24 protein-coding genes are annotated in these 22,460 nt (G+C 70.7%); 16 read left to right on the forward strand and 8 right to left on the reverse strand.

The genetic code is table 11. The features are described from left to right. From Q0C38_RS00890 to Q0C38_RS00905, 4 genes are read right to left on the reverse strand one after another with little or no spacing between them, the layout of a single operon-like run. Complete coding sequence (locus tag Q0C38_RS00890; RefSeq protein WP_291295158.1) at window positions 1–504, reverse strand: MAPEG family protein; 504 nt, start codon at window positions 502–504, stop codon at window positions 1–3. A 5-nt stretch (window positions 505–509) separates the two neighbouring features. After that, window positions 510–1,469, reverse strand: coding sequence for an acetyl-CoA carboxylase carboxyltransferase subunit alpha (locus tag Q0C38_RS00895; RefSeq protein WP_291295159.1), 960 nt, complete (start codon window positions 1,467–1,469; stop codon window positions 510–512). Between the two features lie 36 nt (window positions 1,470–1,505). After that, window positions 1,506–2,426 (reverse strand): tyrosine recombinase, encoded by a 921-nt coding sequence (locus Q0C38_RS00900; RefSeq protein ID WP_291295160.1) that lies wholly within the window; start codon window positions 2,424–2,426, stop codon window positions 1,506–1,508. Window positions 2,427–2,444: 18 nt separating this feature from the next. Then, window positions 2,445–2,618, reverse strand: coding sequence for a hypothetical protein (locus Q0C38_RS00905; RefSeq protein ID WP_291295161.1), 174 nt, complete (start codon window positions 2,616–2,618; stop codon window positions 2,445–2,447). Window positions 2,619–2,662: 44 nt separating this feature from the next. Between Q0C38_RS00905 and aroB the strand changes: the two genes are divergently transcribed. After that, on the forward strand, window positions 2,663–4,411 hold the full coding sequence (gene aroB, locus Q0C38_RS00910) for a 3-dehydroquinate synthase (RefSeq protein WP_291295162.1): 1,749 nt from the start codon (window positions 2,663–2,665) through the stop codon (window positions 4,409–4,411). 63 nt (window positions 4,412–4,474) lie between these two features. Here the strand turns inward: aroB and Q0C38_RS00915 are convergent, their stop codons facing one another. The 4 genes from Q0C38_RS00915 to moaA all read right to left on the reverse strand — a co-directional run bounded on the left by Q0C38_RS00915 (window position 4,475) and on the right by moaA (window position 7,734). Next, window positions 4,475–5,233 (reverse strand): NAD kinase, encoded by a 759-nt coding sequence (locus Q0C38_RS00915; protein WP_291295163.1) that lies wholly within the window; start codon window positions 5,231–5,233, stop codon window positions 4,475–4,477. 145 nt (window positions 5,234–5,378) lie between these two features. Next, on the reverse strand, window positions 5,379–6,209 hold the full coding sequence (locus Q0C38_RS00920) for a carbon-nitrogen hydrolase family protein (protein ID WP_291295164.1): 831 nt from the start codon (window positions 6,207–6,209) through the stop codon (window positions 5,379–5,381). A gap of 30 nt (window positions 6,210–6,239) precedes the next feature. Next, the gene (locus tag Q0C38_RS00925) at window positions 6,240–6,686 is read right to left on the reverse strand and encodes a hypothetical protein (protein ID WP_291295165.1); all 447 of its coding nucleotides are present in this window, start codon (window positions 6,684–6,686) and stop codon (window positions 6,240–6,242) included. A 58-nt stretch (window positions 6,687–6,744) separates the two neighbouring features. Beyond that, window positions 6,745–7,734 carry a GTP 3',8-cyclase MoaA gene (moaA, locus tag Q0C38_RS00930; RefSeq protein ID WP_291295166.1) on the reverse strand — a complete coding sequence of 330 codons (990 nt, stop codon included), beginning with the start codon at window positions 7,732–7,734 and terminating at the stop codon, window positions 6,745–6,747. Between the two features lie 406 nt (window positions 7,735–8,140). Here moaA and Q0C38_RS00935 point away from each other — a divergent pair, with 406 nt between their 5' ends. Genes Q0C38_RS00935 through Q0C38_RS01005 form a run of 15 tightly spaced genes read left to right on the forward strand, consistent with a single transcriptional unit; the run spans window position 8,141 to window position 22,458 of the window. Beyond that, window positions 8,141–10,141 carry a phage tail sheath C-terminal domain-containing protein gene (locus Q0C38_RS00935; RefSeq protein WP_291295167.1) on the forward strand — a complete coding sequence of 667 codons (2,001 nt, stop codon included), beginning with the start codon at window positions 8,141–8,143 and terminating at the stop codon, window positions 10,139–10,141. Window positions 10,142–10,187: 46 nt separating this feature from the next. Next, window positions 10,188–10,712 carry a phage tail protein gene (locus Q0C38_RS00940; RefSeq protein ID WP_291295168.1) on the forward strand — a complete coding sequence of 175 codons (525 nt, stop codon included), beginning with the start codon at window positions 10,188–10,190 and terminating at the stop codon, window positions 10,710–10,712. A 12-nt stretch (window positions 10,713–10,724) separates the two neighbouring features. Next, complete coding sequence (locus tag Q0C38_RS00945) at window positions 10,725–11,474, forward strand: hypothetical protein (protein ID WP_291295169.1); 750 nt, start codon at window positions 10,725–10,727, stop codon at window positions 11,472–11,474. Then, entirely contained in the window at window positions 11,471–12,247 is a 777-nt protein-coding gene (locus tag Q0C38_RS00950; protein WP_291295170.1) for a hypothetical protein, read from the forward strand. The genes Q0C38_RS00945 and Q0C38_RS00950 overlap by 4 nt, the downstream gene beginning before the upstream one ends. A gap of 3 nt (window positions 12,248–12,250) precedes the next feature. Further along, complete coding sequence (locus Q0C38_RS00955; protein ID WP_291295171.1) at window positions 12,251–13,519, forward strand: Pvc16 family protein; 1,269 nt, start codon at window positions 12,251–12,253, stop codon at window positions 13,517–13,519. Beyond that, the gene (locus Q0C38_RS00960; RefSeq protein ID WP_291295172.1) at window positions 13,516–15,459 is read left to right on the forward strand and encodes an ATP-binding protein; all 1,944 of its coding nucleotides are present in this window, start codon (window positions 13,516–13,518) and stop codon (window positions 15,457–15,459) included. Before Q0C38_RS00955 ends, Q0C38_RS00960 begins: the two co-directional genes overlap by 4 nt. After that, window positions 15,456–15,680, forward strand: coding sequence for a hypothetical protein (locus Q0C38_RS00965; protein WP_291295173.1), 225 nt, complete (start codon window positions 15,456–15,458; stop codon window positions 15,678–15,680). Before Q0C38_RS00960 ends, Q0C38_RS00965 begins: the two co-directional genes overlap by 4 nt. 5 nt (window positions 15,681–15,685) lie before the next feature. Further along, window positions 15,686–16,918, forward strand: a complete 1,233-nt coding sequence (locus tag Q0C38_RS00970) for a DUF4157 domain-containing protein (RefSeq protein WP_291295174.1) — start codon at window positions 15,686–15,688, stop codon at window positions 16,916–16,918. Between the two features lie 50 nt (window positions 16,919–16,968). After that, window positions 16,969–17,886: a DUF4157 domain-containing protein gene (locus tag Q0C38_RS00975; RefSeq protein WP_291295175.1), complete on the forward strand. Its 918-nt coding sequence runs from the start codon at window positions 16,969–16,971 to the stop codon at window positions 17,884–17,886. A 2-nt stretch (window positions 17,887–17,888) separates the two neighbouring features. Next, a complete protein-coding gene (locus Q0C38_RS00980; RefSeq protein ID WP_291295176.1) occupies window positions 17,889–19,373 on the forward strand; it encodes a hypothetical protein in 1,485 nt (494 codons plus the stop codon). Continuing rightward, on the forward strand, window positions 19,370–20,017 hold the full coding sequence (locus tag Q0C38_RS00985) for a hypothetical protein (protein ID WP_291295177.1): 648 nt from the start codon (window positions 19,370–19,372) through the stop codon (window positions 20,015–20,017). Before Q0C38_RS00980 ends, Q0C38_RS00985 begins: the two co-directional genes overlap by 4 nt. Window positions 20,018–20,026: 9 nt before the next feature. Further along, on the forward strand, window positions 20,027–20,308 hold the full coding sequence (locus tag Q0C38_RS00990; protein ID WP_291295178.1) for a hypothetical protein: 282 nt from the start codon (window positions 20,027–20,029) through the stop codon (window positions 20,306–20,308). A 3-nt stretch (window positions 20,309–20,311) separates the two neighbouring features. After that, the gene (locus Q0C38_RS00995) at window positions 20,312–21,445 is read left to right on the forward strand and encodes a phage late control D family protein (protein WP_291295179.1); all 1,134 of its coding nucleotides are present in this window, start codon (window positions 20,312–20,314) and stop codon (window positions 21,443–21,445) included. Window positions 21,446–21,459: 14 nt separating this feature from the next. Continuing rightward, window positions 21,460–22,182, forward strand: coding sequence for a phage baseplate assembly protein V (locus Q0C38_RS01000; protein ID WP_291295180.1), 723 nt, complete (start codon window positions 21,460–21,462; stop codon window positions 22,180–22,182). A 6-nt stretch (window positions 22,183–22,188) separates the two neighbouring features. Next, window positions 22,189–22,458, forward strand: coding sequence for a hypothetical protein (locus tag Q0C38_RS01005; RefSeq protein ID WP_291295181.1), 270 nt, complete (start codon window positions 22,189–22,191; stop codon window positions 22,456–22,458). Window positions 22,459–22,460 lie beyond the last annotated feature (2 nt).

Genomic DNA, 22,460 nt, shown 5'->3' on the forward strand with positions numbered 1-22,460 from the left:
CTACCCGGCCCAGGCGAGTGCGGCCGCACCGATCGCAACAAGGCTTGCGACGAAGCTCGGCGCCATGCCAGCCGCACGCGCCATCGGGTCGATGAGGTAGCCGGCCCAGAACGCCAGCCGCGCCGCAGCGAACACGGGCCCGAGCGCGATCACCCAGCGCATCTCGCCCGGCCCGGCCCCGGCTGCCCAGGCGAGCAGCGCAGGGGCGAACAGCGCCATCTGCTCGATCGTGTTGCCGATCACCCGCTGGTTCACCGCGAGCAGCCTGCCGTCACGCCCGGCCAGGGGGTCGAACGCGCCCGAGGCGAAGCGCAGCAGCATGTGCGCGAGGATCATCGCTGCCAGAACGATCAGCGCCGGCAGCAGCGCGGCAAGGCCGAGGCCGAGCCGCATGGCCATGTTCGCCGCCCCACGCGGCTCGCCGATCAGCCCGGCGAGGAGCCACCAGAGGAGGCCTGCGGCCGCGAGCCCGATCAGGCTGAGCGAGGCGGAGACGAGCCGCACGGCCCTCAGGCCGCCGGCGCGGCGCGGCCCATGGCCAGGAACTTCTCCCGCCGCCGTGTGATGAGCCGCGGTCCGGGCTGCCCGGCGACGGACGCGAGCGCCGCGCCCATCGCTTTGCCGAGCCCCGCGATCGCCGCTTGGGGATCACGGTGCGCGCCGCCAAGCGGCTCCGGCACGATGCTGTCGATGAGCCCGAGCTTCTTCAAGTCGTCGGCGGTGAGCTTCAGCGCCTCGGCCGCCGTCTCGGCGAGTGCCGCGTCGCGCCAGAGGATGGAGGCGCAACCCTCGGGGCTGATTACGCTGTAGATCGCATGCTCGAACATCATCACATGGTCGGCCGCGGCGAGCGCGATCGCCCCGCCCGACCCGCCCTCGCCGATCACGGCCGAGACGATGGGAACGGGGGCGGCGAGGCAGGCCTCGATGGCGCGGGCGATCGCCTCTGCCTGGCCCCGGGCTTCCGCGTCGATGCCGGGGTAGGCGCCAGGGGTGTCGACGAAGCTGAGGACCGGCAACCCGAATCGCCCGGCAAGCTCGATCACGCGCCGCGCCTTGCGATAGCCCTCGGGTCGCGCCATCCCGAAATTATGCGCCACGCGGGCTTCCGTATCCGCGCCCTTCTCGGTGCCCAGCACCGCCACAGCGCTGCCCGCGAATCGGCCAAGGCCCGCGATGATCGCGCGGTCGTCGGCGAAGGCGCGGTCACCGGCCAGCGGCACGAAATCGGTCACGAGCCCCGCCACCATGTCGGCGGCATGCGGGCGCGCGGGATGGCGTGCGACCTGTGTCTTCTGCCAGGGCGTGAGCTTGGCGTAGGTCGTGCGGATCAGACGGTCGACCTTTTCCGAGAGGCGTTCGACCTCCTCGGCGATATCGACGTCAGGGCTTTCGGGGAGGTGGCGGAGCTCCTCGATCTTCCCCTCGATCTCGGCAATCGGCTTCTCGAAGTCCAGGAAATGGCGCATGGCGGAGCGCGTTAGCACACTCGACCAGAGAGTACACTAGGGACGCGTGCGCAAGCGGGCCTTGCCCTTGGTGGAGCGTGCCATCGGGTGATGGGCCGCGACGGTCGCAGCCAACCTGCCTGCGCTGACATGCGTGTAGACCTCGGTGGTCGCGACGTCGGCGTGGCCGAGCATGGTCTGCAGCGCGCGCAGGTCCGCGCCGCCATCGAGAAGGTGGGTGGCGAAGGCATGGCGCAGCACGTGCGGCGACACGCGGGCAGGGTCGATGCCGGCCGCGACCGCCGCACGCTTGACGATGTTGCCGAGGCTCTGGCGTGTCAGGTGCCCCGAGGCGCCGCGGGCGGGGAACAGCCACCGCGATGGCGGCTTCCCGGCCCCTGAGGCGAGCAGCGCGGCAACGGCGGCGCGGGCGTGCCGACCAAGCGGCACGAGGCGTTCCTTTCCCCCCTTGCCGCGCACGAGCAACGAGCCCGCCCCCTCGCGGAAGGCGGCGCGCGGCAGCGCGATCACCTCCGACGCACGCAGCCCGCTGCCGTAGAGCAGTTCGACCAGCGCCGCATCGCGCGTGCCCTCTGGCGGAGGGGCGGCGGCTGCGGCCTCGATCAGGCTTCCGACCTCGGCGACGCTGAGAATGCGCGGCAGGCGTCGGCCGAGCTTCGGCCGGTCGAGCTCGGCCGTCGGGTCGTCGGCGCGGATGCGCTCGCGGTACAGGAACAGGTGGAACTGCCTGAGCGCGGAGAGCCGCCGGGCGGCCGTGCGCGGCGACAGGCCGGCAGCGGCGAGGCTCTCGAGATAGGCCCGGAGCGCTGCGGCATCAGCGCCCGACAGGGCGAGGCCGCGCGCGGCGAGGAAGGCCTCCGCGTCGTTGAGATCGGCCGCGTAGGCGGCAAGCGTGTTGCGCGCGGCCCCACGCTCGGCGCTGAGCATCTCGAGGAAGGCTTCGGCGTGGCGGTCCATCGCCATCCCCGGGGGCCGTCAGCGCGTGCCGAACCGCTCGGCCGGCAGCACGCGCTCGACCGGCGCCTGGCGCGGCTCCGGCGGGAACAGCCCGACCATCACCGCGCCCGCGGCGGCAAGGCCGAGCAGCGCTGCGATGAGGATGAGTGCGAGGCGGCCCATCATTTCCTTCCCATGAGGCTGCGAAGCCATCGACCGGTGCCCGCAGCGTGCACGCATGGTAGCGTTGCGGCAGGATGATCGACGCCATGTTTCCCGAATCGCCGCCCCCCCACTCTACCCATCATCGCCCGCATGACGAAGCGGCGCGAAGCGAGGCGCGCGCGCGCCGTGGTGGCGGCGCGGTGGCGGCGAGCGGGCCTGCGATCGTCCTCGTCGGCCTGATGGGGGCCGGCAAGACCGCCATTGGCCGCCGCCTCGCCGCGCGCCTCGGCCTTCCCTTCGTCGACGCCGACCATGAGATCGAGGCGGCCGCCGGCATGAGCGTCGCCGAGATCTTCTCGCGCCTCGGCGAGAAGGCCTTCCGCGACGGCGAGCGCAGGGTGATCGCCCGCCTGCTGGCCGACGGGCCGCTCGTGCTCGCCACCGGCGGGGGCGCCTTCATGGACAACGAGACCCGCGCGCTGGTGCGCGCCAGGGCGCTCTCGGTGTGGCTGCGCGTGCCGCTGCCCGTTCTCGTCCGCCGCGTCTCCGGCCGGACCGATCGCCCGCTGCTCACCGGCAAGGACCCCGCCGTGGTGCTGGGCGAGCTCGCGCAGCGGCGGTACCCCACCTACGCGGAGGCTGACATCGTGGTCGACTGCGCCGACGAGCCGGCAGAGGGAACGACAAGCCGGGTCGCTGCCGCGATCGCCGCCTGGTCGCCGCCATTGAAGGTGCATGTCGCGCTGGCGGAACGCGCCTACGACATCCTGATCGGCCCTGGGCTGATCGCGCGCGCGGGTGCGCTGGCCGCTGCCGTGCTGCCGCGCCGCCGCGTCATCGTGATCGCCGACGAGACGGTCGCGGGCCTGCATGGCGCCGCGCTCGCCAAGGCCTTCGACGACACGGGCGTGGCCCACACGATGCTGACCGTTCCGGCTGGCGAGCAGTCCAAGAGCATGGTGGCGCTATCCGACCTGCTCGGCCGCATGACCGAGGCTGGAATCGACCGCCGCACGGGGATCGTCGCCTTCGGCGGCGGCGTCGTGGGTGATCTTGCCGGCTTCGCGGCAGCGGTTGCACTTCGTGGTCTGCCCTTCGTGCAGATCCCGACCAGCCTGCTCGCACAGGTCGACAGTTCCGTCGGCGGCAAGACGGGCGTGAACCTGCCGGCTGGAAAGAACCTGGTTGGTGCCTTCCATCAGCCGAACCTGGTGCTCTGCGACACGTCGGTGCTGGCGACGCTGCCGATGCGCGAGCGTCGCGCTGGCTACGCCGAGATCGTGAAGTACGGGCTGATCGACGACGCAGCGTTCTTCGCCTGGTGCGAGGCGCATGGCGAGGCGCTGCTCGCCGGCGACGCGGAGACGATCGCGGAAGCCGTGCGCAGCTGCTGTGCGGCAAAGGCGCGCGTGGTGGCCGATGACGAGCGCGAGACGCGCGCCGATGGCGGCCGCGCGCTGCTCAACCTCGGCCACACTTTCGGCCACGCCCTCGAGGCCGAGGTCGGCTATGACGGCGCGCGGTTGCTGCATGGCGAGGCGGTGTCGGTCGGCCTCGGCCTTGCGTTCGCGCTCTCGGCACGGCTCGGCTTCTGCGCGCCCGATGATGTGGCGCGGGTGCGCGCGCATCTCGCCGCCGTCGGTTTGCCGGCCGATCTCGGCATGCTGAACCGCCGCTTCTCCGCCGCGCGCCTCATCGGTCACATGCGGAAGGACAAGAAGGCGGAGGCGGGCCGGCTCACCTTCATCCTCGCCCGCGGCATCGGTGCCGCGTTCGTCAGCCGCGACGTGGCGGAGGAGGAGGTCGCCGCGCTGCTCGCCGATGAAGGGTGTGAACCATAAGCCTAAAGCTTGCGGGAGGCGCGCGTGGGGTTGGCCGGCGGCCGCGCGCCCGACGAATGGCGGCTACGCCGTGAACTGTTCGGCGATGATCCGTTCGGACAGCGAATGGTCAGGATCGAACAGCAGCATCAGCGACACCGTGCGATCCTCGCGCACGCGCACCGTCAGTACGTCGCGCACCTCGGTATAGTCGGCCACCGCCGCGACGGGCCGCTTCTCGGGCTCCAGCACCTCGAACAGCACGTCGGACGCGCCAGGCAGCAGCGCGCCACGCCACCGGCGTGGGCGGAAGGCGCTGATCGGCGTCAGCGGCAGGAGGTTCGCGGTCAATGGCACGATGGGGCCGTGGGCGGAAAGGTTGTAGGCGGTCGATCCTGCGGGGGTGGAGACGAGCACCCCGTCGCAGATCAGTTCCTCCAGCCGCACCGTGCCATCGACGCTGATGCGGATCTTCGCCGCCTGGCGCTGCTCGCGCAGCAGCGATACCTCGTTGATCGCGAGTGCCTCAGCCGCACCGCCTGTCACCGTCGTCGCGTGCATGCGCAAGGGGTGCAGCACGGATGGCTGCGCGGCGGCGATCCGTTCCGGAAGCGCATCCTCGCGGTACTCGTTCATCAGGAACCCGACCGAGCCGCAATTCATGCCGTAGATCGGCCGGTTGCGGCCGAGATAGCGGTGCTGCGTCTCGAGCATGAAGCCATCGCCGCCGAGCGCCACGAGGGTCTCCGCCGTATCGGCATCGGCCTCGCCGTAGAGCGCGATCAGCTGTGCCCGCGCGGCGCGCGCGACATCGGTGTCGGCCGCGAGGAAGGCAATGCTCATCCCGCGTGCACGAAGGTTACACCTTCGTGCCCCTCAGGCGCCGGGCGGGCCGCATCCGCGGCCCCTGGCTTCGCGGCATGAGCCGCGGCGCCCATTCGGGCGCTTGGTCCCGCGGACCGCCAGTCGTACCGTTGTGCGCGCGCTGTCACAGCACGCGATGGTCAAGCACGGGCATGTCGGCGCGCACCTTGGCGGTGCGGCCACGGTCGATCCGCGCGGTGGCGAAGCCCGTGCCGTCAGACACCTTCGCCACGACATGGCCCCACGGGTCGGCCACCAGGGAGTGACCGTAGGTCATGCGCGGTCCCGCCTTCTCCATGTGCTGGCCCCAGGTGGCAGGGGCGGCGAACCAGCACTGCGTCTCGATCGCGCGCGCGCGGATCAGCGTCTCCCAATGGTCCTTGCCGGTCTGAAGGGTGAAGGCGGCCGGCAGCATGATCAGTTCCGCCCCCTTCTTCCTGAGCGAGAGGAACAGCTCAGGGAAGCGCACGTCGTAGCAGATCGCACAGCCGACGGTCATGCCACCCGCCTCGTAGGTGACGATGTCCTCGCCGCGGCCATAGGTGGCACTCTCGCGATAGCCGGTGCCGTCGGGGCCGACGATGTCGAACAGGTGGATCTTGCGGTAGCGCGCGATCTCGCGCCCCTCGCCGTCGAACGCCACGGTGGTGTTGTAGAGCTTCTCGCCCGCCGCCTCCCCGATCGACCCGCCATGGACGGTGATGCGGTGCCGCCGCGCCAGGTCCTGCAGGAAGGCGTAGGCCTCGCCCGGCGCCTCGTTCGACCCGGGCGCGGGCAGTGCCTCTGCCGCGGCGAACTTGGTCTCGCGGTCGCCGCCCAGGCACGTCCAGATCTCGGGAAGCGCGATCAAGTCCGGCCGATCGGCTGCGATCGCGGCCTCGGCGAGCGCCCCGGCCTGGGCGATGTTGGCGGCCTTGTCGGAGCCCGGGTTCATCTGCACCACGGTCACGCGCATGGCATTGTCCTTCGGAGGGGTGGGCGCGCGTCAGCCCCGCGGCGGCCAGGAGAGCTTTGGCTCGGCGCGGTTGGGCAGCGGCAGCGTCGGTTCGGCGCGCATCCCAGGCTCTGGGCGCCCGGCTGGGTGCGGCGGGGCGGGCATGGGCCGCACGCTGCGCTCCGGCACCACGGGCGGCGGGGGGATGGGCGGGGCCATCTGCGGCTCAGGCGGCACGGGGCCGGGGCGGCGCAGCGTCGGCGCTTCAGCGGGCATGGCGAAATCGGGGCCGGAGCGCCAGCCGGCCTGGGCAATGCGGAGGTTGAGCTGGCGGATCTCCTCGTGGATCACCTCGAGGCGGGCTTCCACGGCCTCGATCCTGCCCTTCACGCCGAACACCGAGAACGGCATGAGCACCCAGGCGAGCGCGATCATGAGCCCGAGCACGACGATGACGAGGTTGGCCCAATCAGGCAGCCCGGGGATGCGCATGTCCATCATGGGCCGCAGTGTAGCGGCAAGACGCCCCCTCGTCAGCCCGGGGGCGAAAGGGCGCTCAGCCGCCCGTGACGCTCATGTGGCGGGAGAGGGCGGGGGCGGCGCCGCGGCGGTCGATCACGAAGTCATGGCCCTTTGGCTTCCGCGCGATCGCCGCCCGCACCGCCTCGGCCACGTCCTCGTCGGTCGCCCCGGGCCGGCGGAGCGGGGCGCGCAGGTCCGCGGCATCCTCCTGGCCGAGGCACATGTAGAGCGTGCCGGTGCAGGTGAGCCGCACGCGGTTGCAGCTTTCGCAGAAATTGTGGGTCAACGGCGTGATGAAGCCGATCCGCTGGCCCGTTTCCTCGACGCGCACGTAGCGGGCCGGGCCGCCGGTGGCATAGTCGGTGTCCGTCAACGTCCAGGTGCGGGAGAGGCGCTCGCGCACGCGGCTGAGCGGGAGGTACTGGTCGGTCCTGTCGCCGTCGATCTCGCCGAGCGGCATGGTCTCGATCAGGCAGAGGTCGAAGCCATGCTCGCCGCACCAGGCCACCATGCTGTCGAACTCGTCCTCGTTGAAGCCCTTGAGCGCGACGGCGTTGATCTTGATGGCAAGCCCTGCTGCCTTTGCGGCGAAGATGCCGTCCAGCGTCTTGTCGATCTTGCCCCAGCGGGTGGCGGCGGCGAACTTCGCGGCATCGAGCGTATCGAGGCTGACATTGATGCGGCGCACGCCGGCCGCCCGCAGGTCCTCGGCGTAGCGGCCAAGCTGGGTGCCGTTGGTGGTGACGGTGAGTTCGTCCAGCCCCGACCCCAGCCTCGCGCCCAGGTTGCGGAAGAGCGCCATGACATCGCGTCGGACGAGAGGCTCACCCCCGGTCAACCGGATCTTGCGCACCCCGAGGCCGATGAAGACACCGCAGAGCCGGTCGAGCTCCTCCAGGCTGAGGAGGTCGGCCTTGGGCAGGAAGGTCATGTCCTCCGCCATGCAGTAGACGCAGCGGAGGTCGCAGCGGTCCGTCACCGATACGCGGAGATAGCTGATGGACCGGCCGAACGGGTCGATCATGGTGGGTCTGCCCTGCTTCCGACGTCCTCTGTATATCTCGATATATAGTGACCCAGGGCGGTGCTGTCCAACCGCACGCCCCGGGCGGTCGCGCGCCAGCCGGCAGGCAGCGTGGCGGCGTGGTCGCGGAAGTGTGAACCACGTGGCACCAGGGCAGTGATTCAAACGCATCTGTAACGGCCCGGTTGCAGAATGAGACCGACGAGAGAACAAACCGGTGTTGCAACTTGACCGCGTGCAGGCTTAGGCTCCGCTCCGCCAACGCGACGAACCCGCGTGGCACGGGAGGGGAAGGGCAGCCGCGCGCGGCAATCGTGTCGTAAGCGTTGTGATTTCCTCGTCCCGCAACCATCGTGCGGCGCCTCGGCCCGTCCAACGGTGACCCAGGCTGCGGAGGAGAGGATCGATGCCCGTCCGCCCCACTTATCCCGGCGTCTATATCGAGGAGATCGCCTCCGGCGTCCGCACCATCGTCGGTGTCTCGACATCCGTCGGGGCCTTCGTCGACGGGTTCCCCCGCGGGCCGCAGGACGTTGCCGTGCAGGTGTTCGGCATGGCCGATTTCTCGCGCGAGTTCGGCGGCCAGCATCGCGACAGCCCAGGTTCGTACGCCGTGCGGCAGTTCTTCGAGAATGGCGGATCGGAGGCGTGGATCGTCCGCGTCGCGCGCACCGGCAGTGCCGTCCCGGCCGAGAACGCCGTCGCCGCGACCGCCGTGCTGAACGATGGCGGCGCCTTCCAGGTGGTGCGCGCGACGGCGGGCCGCCGCGTGCGCGGGAAGCGGGCGAGCGACCCCGGGTTCTGGGGCAACAACCTCTACATCGACATCGACTATGACTGCCTGAGCCCGACGACGCAGTTCAACATGACGGTCAGCGAGATCGTCGACCGTGACGGACGCAGGACGGTCGCGCGCACCGAGACGTTCCGGAACCTGACGATGCGGCCAGGCCTTCCCGGGTCGGCGATCGACGTGGTGAACGAAGGCTCGCGCATCGTCCAGCTCGACCGTGACAGCCTCGCGGCACTCGCCGAACCGCCGCAGCGGCCTGCCGCCAACGGCACGCTGGGCGGTGAGCTCACCGGGCTAGCCAGCGGTCCGGCGACGACGCTGACGATGACGGTGAACCTCGTCGGCCGCCCCGCCGCGAACGCCCAGACGCTGACGATCACCAAGGCCGCCAACGCAGCCTGGACGGAGGTGCGCTCGCTGCTCGAGGCCGCAATCCGCAATGCAGCACGCGGCACGACGGTGGCGACAGCCGATCGCGACATCCTCGCCGGCGTCTCGGTCAAGCTGCTCGGCAATGGCGGCACGACGCCGTTCCGCCTGCATGTCGTGCCTGGCCGGTTCAGCGTCGGTTTCGATCCCACCACGCGGTTCGTGTTCGATGGTGCTGCGGCAGGCGCGGGCACCGATGGCCTCCGGCTCGCCAACGCCCAGGCAGCGACGGTGGCCGATGCCTTCTGGCGGCTTGCCGGTGGGCAGGACGGCACGTTGCCGGTTCCCGATGCCGCGTTGACCGGCAACGAGCTGCAGAAGACGGGCCTCTACGCGCTCGAGGATGTCGATCTCTTCAACATCCTCTGCCTGCCCCGGGCGGCCGACCTCACCGACACCTCGATGCGCGCCGTCTATGCCGAGGCGACGACCTATTGCGAGCGCCGCCGCGCGATGCTGCTGATCGACGTGCCTGAGGCGACGAACGATCTCGAGCGCGCGCAGGCCTGGCTCACCGCCAACGAGGTTCTGCGCCACCGCAATGCCGCGGTGTACTTTCCCCGCACACGCGTGCCCGATCCGCTCAACGCCAACCGCCCGCGCGCGATCGGTGCGTCCGGCACCGTCGCTGGCCTCTATGCGCGCACCGACAGTGCGCGTGGCGTGTGGAAGGCGCCGGCGGGAACCGATGCGCGGCTGCGGAACGTCGACAGCCTCGACTACCTGTTGACCGACATGCAGAACGGCGTGCTGAACCCGCTCGGCGTCAACTGCCTGCGCACCTTCCCCGTCTACGGCACCGTTGCCTGGGGAAGTCGCACGCTCGAGGGCGCCGATGCGCTGGCTTCCGACTTCAAGTATGTGCCGGTGCGGCGGTTCACGCTGTTCCTCGAGGAAAGCCTCTATCGGGGAACGAAATGGGTGGTGTTCGAGCCGAATGACGAGCCGCTCTGGGCGCAGATCAGGCTCAACCTCGGCGCCTTCATGCAGAACCTGTTCCGCCAGGGCGCCTTCCAGGGAACGACGCCGCGCGAGGCCTATTTCGTGAAGTGCGACCGGGAGACGACGACGCAGGACGACATCAACCGCGGCGTCGTCAACGTCGTGGTCGGCTTCGCGCCGCTGAAGCCGGCAGAGTTCGTCATCATCCGCATCCAGCAGATGGCAGGCCAGATCGAGACCTGAGGGTTCATCGCCCCCGCTCACGATCGCCAGCAGAGGAAACGCCGCCATGGCCCAGTTCACCGTCAACCCACAGCGCTTCGACCCCTACAAGAACTTCAAGTTCCGTGTGCGATGGGATGGCCGCTACGTCGCCGGCATCTCGAAGGTGTCGTCGCTCAAGCGCTCGATCGAGGTGGTCGAGCATCGCGAGGGCGGTGACCCGTCGCTCTCGCGGAAATCGCCTGGACGGGCCAAGTACGAGCCGATCACGCTCGAGCGCGGCGTGACGCACGATGCCGAGTTCGAGCGCTGGGCCAACAAGGTGTGGAATTTCGGCTCTGGCCTCGGCGCCGAGACGTCGCTGCGCGATTTCCGCAAGGACATCATCATCGACCTGATGAACGAGGCGGGCCAGCTTGCGATCTCCTACAAGGTCTATCGCTGCTGGGTGGCTGAGTTCACCGCGCTGCCGGACCTCGATGCGAACGCCAACGCCGTCGCGATCCAGATGATCCGGCTCGAGAACGAGGGCTGGGAGCGTGACTACGCTGTCGCCGAGCCGGCGGAGCCGAGCTTCAACGAGCCGAACTGACCGGAGGGCGGCATGGCGATCGCCATCCGCGCATTGACCGGCGAGGACGAGGCCGCGATCGCTGCCGAGGCGGCGAACGGTGCACCCGTCCTCGGCTTGGTCACCAGTCTGCTGGAACGCGCGGCGCGGGAGGAGGGTGCGGCGCTGCCCGACGCATCGTCCCTCACGGTCGGCGAGGCGCAGGCGCTGGCACTCAGGCTTCGCTCGGCGAGCCTCGATGGTCCGCTGCGCACATCGCTCACCTGCTCCGCCTGCGGCGAGGTTCTGTCGCTGGACCTCGATGCGCGTGACCTCGTCGCTCCGGCCGCATCCGTCGAAGCGGTGATCGTGGCGGCCGGCATCGTGCTCACCTGCCGGGCCCCGCGCGTGGCCGATGTCCTGGCAGCGGGTGCTGTGGGCGATCCGCTGGCAGCGGCACGGGCGCTGCTCACGCGCTGCGTCTCGGCGACAGACGCTGGGGGGCGTGACGTGCCCATCGCCGACCTGCCTGACGCGGTGGCCGATGCTGCTGCGTCGCATCTGCTCGCCCTCGATCCGAACGCGGAGACGGTGCTCGCCTGCGCCTGTCCGTCCTGTGGTGCGGCGCTGTCGGCCGTGCTCGATCCCGCCGGATTTCTGCTTGCCGAGCTTGCTGGCCAGGAGGACGCGTTGTTTGCCGAGGTGCTGGCGATCGCCGCGCGCACGGGCTGGGAGGAGGCGTCAATCCTCGCGATGCCGCGCCGCCGCCGCAAGGCCTACGCCGCTGCACTGGGTGCGGCATGAGTATCGCACGCCTCGCCGGACTGATCGCGCGCGCGGCAGCCCCGGCGTCGCGGACACCACGTGCCATGCCGGAGACCGCGCAGCCTGCGATCGATGCGCCAGCCGCGATCGGGACGGCGATGCTGCGCGCGACCCTTCCCTCCGCGCCGCCGCCGCCATCGCTTCGCCGCGCAGCGGCCGCACCGCCGGCGATGGCCGCGCCGCAGCCGACCCGGCACCCGCTCCATCCACGCGCGACAGCGCCGCCCTCAAGCGTGGCGATCGAACTGCCCCTGCCGTCTTCGTTGCCCGCATCCGCCACGCCTGTGCAGCCGCCGCTCGCGACGACGCCGGGTCGTGCTACTGCATTGCCAGCGGGCTCCGACGCACGGCCACAGGCCGCCGCGGTGCCGGTTGCTCTCCCTGCGGCCTCCGCGCCGTCGGTGCCATTGCGCAGCCCGGTCAGGGCGGCTGACGCACCCGTGTCGATCGCGATCGATAGCGGCGAGGTAGCCACGCCGGCCTCCGCACCTGTCGCTGCCCTCGCGCCGCGCGACACCGCTGCGCCTGCGGTCCTGCCGCAGCGCGTGATGCCGGAGCCTGCAACCATGCGACCCGCGCCTGCCGCCGAGGCAGCGCCGCCCCCACCGGCACCGCCGCCGATCAGCATCGGCACGGTCGAGGTGGTGATCGCTGCACCGCCGCAACGGGCGGTCCCGGCCCCGCGCCCGGCGCCCGACAGAAGCTTCACCCGCTACGCCGCGATGCGCAGCGGTCGCGACAGGCCCTGGTAGGCGATGGCGGGGCATCTCCCCCTCGCCGGTGCCTCGCGCACGTTGCGTACGCTGCTGCTCGACCGCATGGCGCAGGATGGGCTCGCCGTCACCCTCTCGCCGCCAGACGTGACGCCGTCGGAAGCTGCTGGGCTGCGCGTCAATCTCTACCTGCTGCATCTCTCGCCGAGCCCGCATCTGATGAACCTGGCACCTCGGCCCGACCTCCAGGGCCGCGTGCCGGTGCGCACCCCGCTCGCGCTCGACCTCACCTACCTGCTGACCACGCACGCCGCCGACGAAGTCGCCCCTGGGGCGGAGCTCGAGGCACAGGCAGCCCTCGCCGATGCACTCGCGACGTTGCATGAGCATGCGGTGATCACGCCTGCGATGCGCGTCCGCCGCACCGGCGTGGTCGATGCGCCGCTGGGGGCACCGGTGATGGACCTGGCCTTGCTCGGCCAGACCGAGCGGCTGACCATCACCCTGCGTCGCGCCGAGTTGGGCGAGCTCACGCAGATCTGGTCGGCGCTGAACACGAGCCCGCTGCGCCGCGGCGCACTCATCAGCGTCTCGGTGGTGGAGCTCGCCGCGCGCGACCGCCGCCCTGCACCGCTTCCGGTCACTGAGCGGCGCATCCACCTCCAGCCCTTCGCGCCGCCGATCATCGGCGATGCCTGGCGCACCGGCGTGCCAGGCGAGCGTCGCGTGCGCATCGGCGATGCCGTGACGATCGAGGGGCGCAACGTCACCGGCCTGCGCACGCTCGTCCAGTTCGGCGATCTCGCGCCCGTGGTGGTGGCACCCGATGCGACCGGAACGATCATTACGCCCGCGATCCCTGACGATGCAGCGCTTCAGCCTGGCGTGCTCGCACTCCGTGTCATCGTGGAACGCACGCCGGAAGGCGTCGGCGGCGGTGAGGGAAAGGGGCTGCCGATCGCCGACCTCGCCGATCCGCCGGCGCCGCGGCACCTCTCCGATACCACCGTGCTGATGCTGATCCCGCGCGTCACGTCCGCCGCGGTCCTGCCAGCGGGCGGGGGCCTTTCCGCGCGTGTCTCGGTGACGGGTGAGCGGCTGTTCGCACCAGGTGCGGCGACGCTCGTGACGGTGGGTGACGCGGTAGCCGCCGTGATCGACCCGCCCCTCGGAACGGCGGCTGCCACGCCTGCGTCCATACAGGTGCGGCTTGCCGATCTCGGCCTTGCCGCCGCCGATGCGGCGGGCCAGCCGGTGCGCGTGCGCGTGAACGGCGCCGACAGCGCCGACGCCGTGGCGCTGCCATCATGAACGCGCCCGTCTCACCGCTTCCGGCTTGGCAGGGTGTTGGCCAGCCGACAGGCTGGCAGGGCTGGAACGACCGGCATCTCGCGCTCGGCATCGAGCGGATCAAACTTGCGCTCGCCGCCCGCGTCTCGCCTGACCGCGCAGCGTCAGACGCTGTTGCCGAGCGGCAGAGGGCAATCGACCTCGCCGAGGCAGAGGCCGCTGCTGCGCTGGCGGCAAGCGGGCACGTGCCGGCGCGCCAGGCGCTTGCCGACCGCTGCGGGCTCAGCGGTTTCGAGGCCGATGCGATGCTGCTATGCCTCGCGGCTGAAGCCGATGCCGAGGTGGCCGCGCTGCTCGCCCGCGTGGGAAGCGCAGGGCGCCCGACGCCGGGACTCGCGGCGGCACTTGCGGGGCACACGACACCGTCGGCGCTGCTCGCCTTCGCACCCTCGGCAACGCTCAGCGCTCTGCGCCTGATCGAGATCGACGGTGCCGCACCGCTTGCCTCTGCGCCCATGCGGCTCAGCGCACGTGTGCGCGATTTCCTGCTCGGACTCGACCGGCTCGACCCCGAAGCCTCATTCATCGCGCCGCTGTCGCGACAGGGCCTGCCGCCATCGCTTCGCGCAATCGCCCGCAGCGCGGCTGCTTCGCTCGGTGAGGGGAATGTCGCCGCGCTGATCGGATCGCCCGAGGCAGGCGGCAGCATCGCCGCCGCCGAGGCAGCATCGCTTGCCGGCCGCGTTGCCGTGCGGCTCGATCCGGCACGGCTTCCGGCGGAGCCTTCGGCGCGCGATGCCGCGCTGGCCCTTGCGGCACGTGAGGGCGTGCTGTCGCGCCTCGCCTTCGTTCTCGACCTTTGCAGTGACCTTGACGAAGTGCTGCGGCAGCGTCTCATCGAACACCCCTGCGGCACGCTGCTCATCCTCGCACGCAGCGCCGCTGGCCTGCCCCCGAGCGTCGTGCAGCATGCGCTCCCGTCCGCCGATCTCGCGCATCGCACGGCGATGTGGCGGAGCGCCGTGCCCCGGCTCTCACGGCGCGATGCGCAGAGGCTGGCCGCGCAGTTTTCCCTCGCCCCCGAGGCGCTGGCGCGGGCCGCTGCCGGCGGCGGCGGGGCGGAGCGGCTCTGGGGGCGCGCGCGCGACGAGGCGTCGCCGCTGCTCGCATCCCTCGGCCAGCGCATCGTGCCACGCGCGAGATGGTCCGATCTCGTGCTGCCACCCGATGCGGTTGCAGCCCTGCGCGAGGTGGCGGCGGCGGCGCGGGTGCGCGACATCGTCGATGGCGACTGGGGCTTCGCGCATGACGGCGGACGGGGCGAGGGCATCGCACTGCTGCTCGCCGGGCCGTCCGGCACGGGCAAGACTCTGGCGGCCGAGGTCCTGGCCGGCGAGCTGGGGCTCGATCTCTTCCGGATCGATCTTTCCGGAGTCGTCTCGAAATGGATTGGCGAGACGGAGAAGAATCTCCGCCGCGTGTTCGATGCCGCAGAGGCAGGCGGCGCGGTTCTGTTCTTCGACGAGGCGGATGCGCTGTTCGGCAAGCGCAGCGAGGTGAAGGACAGCCACGACCGCTACGCCAATGTCGAGGTCGGCTACCTGCTGCAGCGGATGGAGGGCTACCGGGGCCTCTCGGTGCTGGCGACGAACCTTCGCGGCAATCTCGACCAGGCCTTCCTCAGGCGCATCCGCTACGCCGTCGACCTGCCGTTCCCGGACGAGGCGGCGCGCCGCGCGATCTGGGAGCGGCACGTGCCGCCGAAGGCACCGCGCGGCGAACTCGATCTCGATGCGCTCGCGCGGCTCGACCTGCCTGGCGGGGCGATCCGCACCGTGGCGCTGAACGGTGCGGCGATGGCCGCGGCAGAAGGGGCGCCGATCGCCACGCGCCACATGCAGGCCGCAGCGCGGCGCGAGCTTGCCAAGCTCGGACGCCTGGCCGGCGGGGTGCCACGATGAGCGACGATCGCACATCCCCGCTTACCATCCGCCGCGTGCGGATCACAGGGCTCGCCGGCCCCGCACCATCGGCCGAGCAGGTGAGGAGCGCGATCGGCGCCGCCTTTGCCCGCGAGCAGGGCGAGCAGCAGACGCGTACGCAGCCGCCGCTGCGCCATGACGCGACACTCTCCGACGCCGCCTCGGCCGTCGGGCGGGCAGCCCGGGGGCGCGCGCGATGAGGGCAATGGCACGCGCGACAGACGCGCCGATGCAAGCCTCCCCCGTGGCGGTGGGCTTCCGCATCGGGGCCACGAACGATCATGCCGAGGCGGAGGCTGATTCCGTCGCTGATCGCGTACTCGCGGCGCCGACGCTCCGGCGACGTTGCGCCGCGTGCGAGCAGGAGGAGACGCTGTCGCGCAGCGCCGATGGCGGGGCCGTCTCGCCAAGGGCAGCAGCCTCGGTCAACGCCGCGCTGTCGCGGCCTGGCGAGACGCTCGCCGCGGCTGACGCGGCATTCTTCGGCGAACGCATGGGGCATGACCTGTCCGCCGTGCGCGTCCACAGCGATGGCGCGGCGGCGCGGGCGGCGCAAAGCGTCGGCGCGCGTGCCTTCGCGCTCGGCGATCACCTCGTGTTCGGCCACGGCGAGTACAGGCCGGCGACGGGCGAGGGCAGGCGGCTTCTCGCGCATGAGCTCGCCCATGTCGCGCAGGCGCGCGGCGTGCTTCGCCGCGAGCCGCCCGCAGGCGGAAAGGAGCCGGAGAAAGCGAAGGAGAAGCCCGACGTCATTATCGAGAGCCTGAAGATCGTCGCTGCCGAAGCGGCGAAGCAGGAGAAGGTGAAGAAGAAGATCATCGAGCCTGCGAAGCAGGAGGCCGAGCGGCGCTGGGACCAGCTCAGCCCAACCGAGCAGGCGGCGGTCACAAGTTTTGGTGCCGGAACGTACCTGCTCGGCGTCGGTGCGATGCTCGGCGACCCTGCGGGGCGGAAGACGCTGTCGGGGTTGAACCTTCTCGCACCGACCGAGCTGATCCCCGGCTGGCCGCTCACCTCCTTCGCCTACAAGCTCCCGGAGGCGAAGGACGGGCCGCTCACCTTCAAGCTCGGCTTCGATGGCACGCGGCTGCTCGATGCACTCAGGCCCGAGGATTCGACGTGGCCGATCACGAGCCTCTCCATCGATGCTGGGTGGAGTGTTGATCCGACAGGCGAGAATTGGACGCTCACCGCACTGAAGGCAAAGGTGGGGATCATTCCGGGGCTGTCCGTCACGGGGGGGCTTGGGCAGGGGCCTTTCATGACGGGGCCGTTCCCGATCCGCTCCCCCGATGGCGAGATGATGACGCCGATGCGATCGCTGCCCGAGCCCGTGGGGCCGAAGGACACGCGGCCGAACCTCGGTGTCCTCGTCACCATCGATCTCGCCAAGCTGGTGCCGGGTGTGTTCGGCGGTGGTGAGGAGCGGAAGCCATGAGAAGCCTCGCTGTCCGAGATGGTCCGAGCCACGCTGCCGCGCCGGCACCGATGCCGTTCCGCATTGGCGCCGCGAACGATGCGGCGGAGGCGGACGCAGATGCGGTGGCCGCGCGGGTCCTCGCGGGCCCCACGCTCAGGCGGACCTGCGACGCGTGCGAGCGAGAGGAGAGGCTGTCGCGGCGAGGCGATGGCGGTGCGGTCTCCCCCGACGCGGCAGGTGCGGTGGGTGCGGCACTCGCCGAGCCGGGCAAGCCGCTCGCGGCCAACGATGCTGGGTTCTTCGGCGCCGGCATGGCGGCTGATCTCTCCGGCGTGAGGCTGCACACGGGCGGGCGTGCCGATCGTGCGGCGCGCAGCGTCAGCGCGCGGGCCTTCGCGCTTGGCCGCGACATCGTGTTCGCCGAGGGCGCCTATCGCCCCGGGACGGGCGCGGGGCGGCACCTGCTCGCGCACGAGCTCGCCCACGTCGTTGCCGAAGGCGGGGCGCCGACGCTGCGGAGGCAGCCGGCGCCCGCACCGCGCAACCGCAGTTTCTCAGCCCATGGCGTGACCGTGCTGATCCGGTCTGACTGCGAGACGACGGCAGGCTTCTCCTTCGCCACGATGCGGACGGCCGTGACATCGGCGCTCGATGCCATCTTCACGGCCAAGTGCATCGCGCCGAAGCCGCGCGGGGCTATCCAGGCAAACCTCAAGAAGCACGGCCTCGACTTCCACTGCGCCGACAGCGCCGCGCTCCAGACGCCCGGTGCGTGCGCAGAGGCGACCGGCTTCTCGATCCCGGCGAATATCTTCACCGTCGGCACCGCGGCGCTCGCTGCCGGCACGTGTGGGCCACTCGCCTCCACCATCCTGCATGAGATCATCCACGTCGTGCGCGGCCAGTTCGGCGAGGACCTGCCGCGCAGCTGCGAGGCCTCGTGCTTCGCCCAGCCGGGTGATCCCAAACTGTGCAGGGGGAGCTGACGATGCGCGCCGCCGCAGCCCTCGCACCCGCGCCCGCGCCATACGCGTCATCGCCCTGGACGCTGGGCGCGGCGAACGATGCTGCCGAGGTCGATGCCGAGTGGGTTGCCGCACGGGTCCTGTCGGGGCTGACCGCCGCACCGCAGCGCCTTGCAGACCCGGGCGTCCTGCGGCGTGACGATGGCGGTGCTGGCAGGGACATCGCGCTGCCGACAGCCGGCGATGTCGAGCAGGAGGCGGCGGAAGCGCTCGCGGATGCCGCAGAACGTCTTGCCCGGGGAGAGCAGCTGGCCGACGCTTACCTCGCCGAGCTCGTCGCCCTGGTCGATCAGGCGGTCGCGGCGATCGGGTCGGAGTTGGCGCGTGCGGCAGACGCTGCGGCAATGCTTCTCTGGCAGGCCGTGCTGGTGGTGGCGCGGGCGATCATCCAGGCCCTCGCGTTCACCGTCGTGACGGATGCGAGTGCCCTTCTCGCGCTCATTCGCCTGGTCGAGGCCGGTATCGACCGCGTCGCCTCGTTGCCGGAGGACCTGGCCGCGCTCGGACGCGAGGCAGGGCGCGTCGTGACTGGCGCGGGCGCATCCGTCGCGGATGCCGTTGACCGGGTGCTTGCCGCGGGCGGTGTTCGCGAGGAGGCGACAGAGTCGCGGCGCGAGACGGCCGACCGGATTGCGGAACGCGAACGAGCCGCCGAGGAGCTGGGCATCCTCCCGCCGATCGGCTCCATCTGCGGGCCTGACGTGACGACGCAGACGAGCGAGGTCTGGGGCCGGGTGCAGCGCGGCTTCCGCCCGCTGCCCCCCGACCAGAAATGTGCCGCCTGCACACGCCTCGTGAACCCGGTCATCGTGGGGAGTGGCGCGATCAGCCCCTCCACGGTGGGAGCCGGCCTGCGGCATATTGCCGAGACCGGCAACGTGGTGATGGGCGGTCAGGCTGTCCTGATGGGGCTCGGCCTGAACCTGAACCGCGATGCATTCGATACGCTCGGCCTCTTCCTTGGCTCGGCGGCGTATCTCCGTGACCCGCCATTCAGCCCCGCATGTGGGCAGCCGCCGACCCCGGATCCGGCAGCATCGCTCGGCGACCGCGTTCACGAGACGCCGACGACCTGTGCCACGACGGTACAGATTGGCAACGAGTGCTGGGTGTCAGGCACGGCGAACTATGGGACGTACGGGATCATGATGCGCGAGTGTCATGATTGGCTTGCCGGCAGCGGCGACCTCGGGAACTGCCTGTTGCCGCCTGCGGTGTTCTCGCGTGACGCGACCACGCTCATGGTCCAGGCCTACAAGCGGCTCGACCGCGATGATCCGGAGCCGCCGACGCGCTGGGCCGTCGCCACCTATGACGGCGGCGCGACAGCGTATGCGAGCGGCGGCAACCGGCCGAACTGCCCGACGACCTGCGCCGTCCCCTATGGCGGCGGGCCGTTCGGTTATGTTTGGGAGCCTGTCGTTCCTCGCGCAGGGTGGACCCCATGACGGGCCTGTCCACCGCGCCACGCGTGCTGAAGGGGGCGCTCGTCGCCTATGCCTTCCCTGACCTCGTGCCATCGGTCGTGATCTTCCAGTACAATCCCGAAACGCTCACGCGCAGCCTCACGCCGCGGACGGCGGAAGGTGGCGTCGGCCGTGGCGACGCGATGCGCGCGGATGGGCCGCCAGAGGAAACCATCAGCCTCTCCGTCGAGATCGATGCGGCCGACCAGCTGGAGAAGGGCGATGGGCTGACCGCCGCGGTGGGCCTCCACCCGGCGCTCGCGATGCTGGAGGGGCTGCTCTACCCGCCATTGCCGCTCGTGATCGCCAACCAGGCGCTGGCACTCGCCGGCGGTGCGTTCATCGGTGGCGAGCCGGTGCCGCTTGCCCTGTTCGTCTGGGGACCTGCGCGCGTGCTGCCGGTTCGCGTGCAATCCGTCTCGATCACGGAACAGGCCTTCGACCCGGGCCTGAACCCGACGCTCGCGCGGGCGGAACTCTCGATGCGCGTGCTGACCTACCGCGAACTCGATCCGACGAGTCCTGCGTACTGGGTCTACATGGCGGCATTCACGCAGAAGGAGGTGCTGGCAGCGATGAACCTCGTCTCGAACGTCGCCTCGCTCGGCGCGTCCGCATCGATCTAGGGGGAAGCGATGTTCGAACGCGGAAGCCGCTACGAGGCCGTGCCGGATGCGACGCATGTCGCGGAGGATGGCCGCACGATCCGCTACAAGACGCTGCGCATCATCCCGCCCGCCGGCGGTGCCACGCTCTTCACCGTGCGGCAGGATGAGCGGCTCGATCGTGTCGCCTACGCGACGATGCGCGATGGCCGCCTCTGGTGGCGCATCGCCGATGCGGGGCTCTCGCTCGACCCTGATGCGCTGGTGGCGGAGCCTGGCACTGTGATCGCCGTCCCTGGGCCGGGGGTGTAGCCGATGCCGTCATTCGGGCAGCCCTTCTTCATGGTGCGTGCGGCCTTCGCGCCGCTGCTGCCCCCGTTCATGTCGGCGCTCGAGGGCATCGAGGTCGAGACCTCGGTCGATGCCGCCTCGGTGCTGCGGCTGCGCTTCAACCTCTCGCGCAACTTCATGGGGGACTGGGACCCGCCGGTGGCGGACGTGTTCCGCCCGCTGGTACCGATCACCGTCTCCGTCTCCTCCGGCCCGCCGCTGCCCGAGACGCTGATCAACGGCTATGTGCGAGAGGTGCGCCAGACCGGCCGCGGTGCGGCGAGCGGCACGACGGCCGAGGTGGTCGCGATGGATGCGACGGCGACGCTGATGAACCTCGTCGAACAGCCGATGCCGCACCCGAACATGGACCCGGCGACGATCGCCACCACCATCCTCGGCCGCTACGCCATCACGCCGCTGCCGCTGCCCACCCCGCCGACGCGCACCATCGCCGACACGACGACGATCCAGCGCGGCACCGACGGCCGGATGCTGCGCGAGATGGCTCGCGCGCTCGGCTACGAGTGCTACCTCCAGCCCGATCCGATCACCGGGCTCGATGCCGGGCATTTCCATCCCCCGCTCACGACAGTGCCGCCGCAGGGGGTGCTCAGCGTCGATTTCGGCACGGCGACCAACCTCGTCGATTTCGACGTCACCTACGACACGCTGCAGCCGACCTCTGCCGTCTCGGCGGAAGCCGATCCACGCTCGGGGGTACCGATCCCTGCTCCCGCGGTGGCACCCCTGCTGCCGCCGGAGGGGCTCGAGCCGACGCTGTTTCGCGTCATCCCCCCGCGCATCAGCCGCCCCACGGCACGCGATGCGGCGAACCCGGCTGAGCTGTTCCGCCAGAACCAGGCGATTGTCGACCGGTCATCGCGGGCGCTGACCGGCACGGGTACGGTCGACGCGGTGAAGTACGGCCGGGTGCTCAGGCCTGGCCTGCCGGTTCTCGTGCGCGGTGCCGGGCGTGCGTATAGCGGCGTCTGGTACGTCACGCGCGTCAGCCACAGCATCTCCACCGGTGCGTGGACGCAGAGCTTCACCGCGACGCGCAATGCGCTTGGCCTGACAGGGGCCGAGATCTTCATCGATCCGCTTGGCGCGATCTGAGGGGAGGGGGAACGATGCCCATCACGATCGACGAGATGGCCGCACAGGCCGGCGGCGAGGCACGCGATCGCTTCTACGGCAAGTATCGCGGCACGGTGTTGAACACGATCGACCCGATGCAGCAGGGCCGCATCCAGGCGATGGTGCCCGCCGTGCTCGGCGAGATCCCGTCTGGCTGGGCAAGCCCATGCGTACCCTACGCGGGGCCGCTCTCGGGCTTCTTCTCCATCCCGCCCGTGGGCGCGAGCGTGTGGATCGAGTTCGAGGCGGGCGACCCTTCGATGCCGATCTGGACGGGCGGCTGGTGGCCCACCGGAACGATCCCGGTGCAGCCGGCAGGCGGGCCCGCGCAGCCGTTGACGACGCGCATCTGGCGCACCGAGACGGGGCTGACCGTGATGATGGACGACATGGCCCAGACCGTGACGCTGTCCGACGGCATGAAGCTGCACATGGTCGAGCTCAGCGTTCCGACGGCGACGGTCACGATCAAGGGCGCGCTCAACGTCGTGTCGGAGGCACCGTTCGTTAAGCACGGGTCGGTCGCGGCACCGCACCCGCACGTGAAGGGCGACCTGCTGGTCGCCTATCTCGGGCAGCTCGTGGCGATGCTGCAATCGCATATGCACCCGGGCGAGACGGCCGCAGGCGTGCTGCCCGTGACGCCGGCCCCACCCATGCCGGTGTTCCCGATCCCGCCGCCGAGCATGCTGTCGACCAAAGTGTTCCTGGAGTAGTGGGCGATGGGCAAGCTCAAGGGCGGCACGCCCGACAACATTGGCGATTCGATCGCACTCGCGATCGAGGAAGAGCTGAACGCGTTGCTCCTCGCCGACGGCCTGCCGACGCTGTCCAACGGCAACGAGGAGGCGGTGCGCGAGCGCAGGCGCTTCTTCTGCGCCATCGGCCGTGGGGTGGTGAAGCACCTCGTCGCGCGCAAGCAATCGTTCGAGATCGATGTCGATACGAGTGCGAACGATGTCTATCGCCACCCGAACCTCACGGCGGAGTAGGG

It is taken from the genome of Elioraea sp. (assembly GCF_022842375.1).
In the GTDB taxonomy this organism is placed as follows: Bacteria; Pseudomonadota; Alphaproteobacteria; order Acetobacterales; family Acetobacteraceae; genus Elioraea_A.

What these genes read in the sequence shown, in the direction of transcription:
- Q0C38_RS00955 (WP_291295171.1), top strand. Translation starts at nt 12,251, where the DNA reads ATGGCGGGGCATCTCCCCCTCGCCGGTGCCTCGCGCACGTTGCGTACG.
- Q0C38_RS00990 (WP_291295178.1), top strand. Translation starts at nt 20,027, where the DNA reads ATGTTCGAACGCGGAAGCCGCTACGAGGCCGTGCCGGATGCGACGCAT.
- Q0C38_RS00900 (WP_291295160.1), bottom strand. Translation starts at nt 2,426, where the DNA reads ATGGACCGCCACGCCGAAGCCTTCCTCGAGATGCTCAGCGCCGAGCGT.
- Q0C38_RS00970 (WP_291295174.1), top strand. Translation starts at nt 15,686, where the DNA reads ATGGCACGCGCGACAGACGCGCCGATGCAAGCCTCCCCCGTGGCGGTG.
- aroB (WP_291295162.1), top strand. Translation starts at nt 2,663, where the DNA reads ATGATCGACGCCATGTTTCCCGAATCGCCGCCCCCCCACTCTACCCAT.
- Q0C38_RS00940 (WP_291295168.1), top strand. Translation starts at nt 10,188, where the DNA reads ATGGCCCAGTTCACCGTCAACCCACAGCGCTTCGACCCCTACAAGAAC.
- Q0C38_RS00945 (WP_291295169.1), top strand. Translation starts at nt 10,725, where the DNA reads ATGGCGATCGCCATCCGCGCATTGACCGGCGAGGACGAGGCCGCGATC.
- Q0C38_RS00920 (WP_291295164.1), bottom strand. Translation starts at nt 6,209, where the DNA reads ATGCGCGTGACCGTGGTGCAGATGAACCCGGGCTCCGACAAGGCCGCC.
- moaA (WP_291295166.1), bottom strand. Translation starts at nt 7,734, where the DNA reads ATGATCGACCCGTTCGGCCGGTCCATCAGCTATCTCCGCGTATCGGTG.
- Q0C38_RS00965 (WP_291295173.1), top strand. Translation starts at nt 15,456, where the DNA reads ATGAGCGACGATCGCACATCCCCGCTTACCATCCGCCGCGTGCGGATC.
- Q0C38_RS00985 (WP_291295177.1), top strand. Translation starts at nt 19,370, where the DNA reads ATGACGGGCCTGTCCACCGCGCCACGCGTGCTGAAGGGGGCGCTCGTC.
- Q0C38_RS00960 (WP_291295172.1), top strand. Translation starts at nt 13,516, where the DNA reads ATGAACGCGCCCGTCTCACCGCTTCCGGCTTGGCAGGGTGTTGGCCAG.
- Q0C38_RS01000 (WP_291295180.1), top strand. Translation starts at nt 21,460, where the DNA reads ATGCCCATCACGATCGACGAGATGGCCGCACAGGCCGGCGGCGAGGCA.
- Q0C38_RS00935 (WP_291295167.1), top strand. Translation starts at nt 8,141, where the DNA reads ATGCCCGTCCGCCCCACTTATCCCGGCGTCTATATCGAGGAGATCGCC.
- Q0C38_RS00950 (WP_291295170.1), top strand. Translation starts at nt 11,471, where the DNA reads ATGAGTATCGCACGCCTCGCCGGACTGATCGCGCGCGCGGCAGCCCCG.
- Q0C38_RS00895 (WP_291295159.1), bottom strand. Translation starts at nt 1,469, where the DNA reads ATGCGCCATTTCCTGGACTTCGAGAAGCCGATTGCCGAGATCGAGGGG.
- Q0C38_RS00925 (WP_291295165.1), bottom strand. Translation starts at nt 6,686, where the DNA reads ATGGACATGCGCATCCCCGGGCTGCCTGATTGGGCCAACCTCGTCATC.
- Q0C38_RS00975 (WP_291295175.1), top strand. Translation starts at nt 16,969, where the DNA reads ATGCCGTTCCGCATTGGCGCCGCGAACGATGCGGCGGAGGCGGACGCA.
- Q0C38_RS00915 (WP_291295163.1), bottom strand. Translation starts at nt 5,233, where the DNA reads ATGAGCATTGCCTTCCTCGCGGCCGACACCGATGTCGCGCGCGCCGCG.
- Q0C38_RS00980 (WP_291295176.1), top strand. Translation starts at nt 17,889, where the DNA reads ATGCGCGCCGCCGCAGCCCTCGCACCCGCGCCCGCGCCATACGCGTCA.
- Q0C38_RS00905 (WP_291295161.1), bottom strand. Translation starts at nt 2,618, where the DNA reads ATGGCTTCGCAGCCTCATGGGAAGGAAATGATGGGCCGCCTCGCACTC.
- Q0C38_RS01005 (WP_291295181.1), top strand. Translation starts at nt 22,189, where the DNA reads ATGGGCAAGCTCAAGGGCGGCACGCCCGACAACATTGGCGATTCGATC.
- Q0C38_RS00995 (WP_291295179.1), top strand. Translation starts at nt 20,312, where the DNA reads ATGCCGTCATTCGGGCAGCCCTTCTTCATGGTGCGTGCGGCCTTCGCG.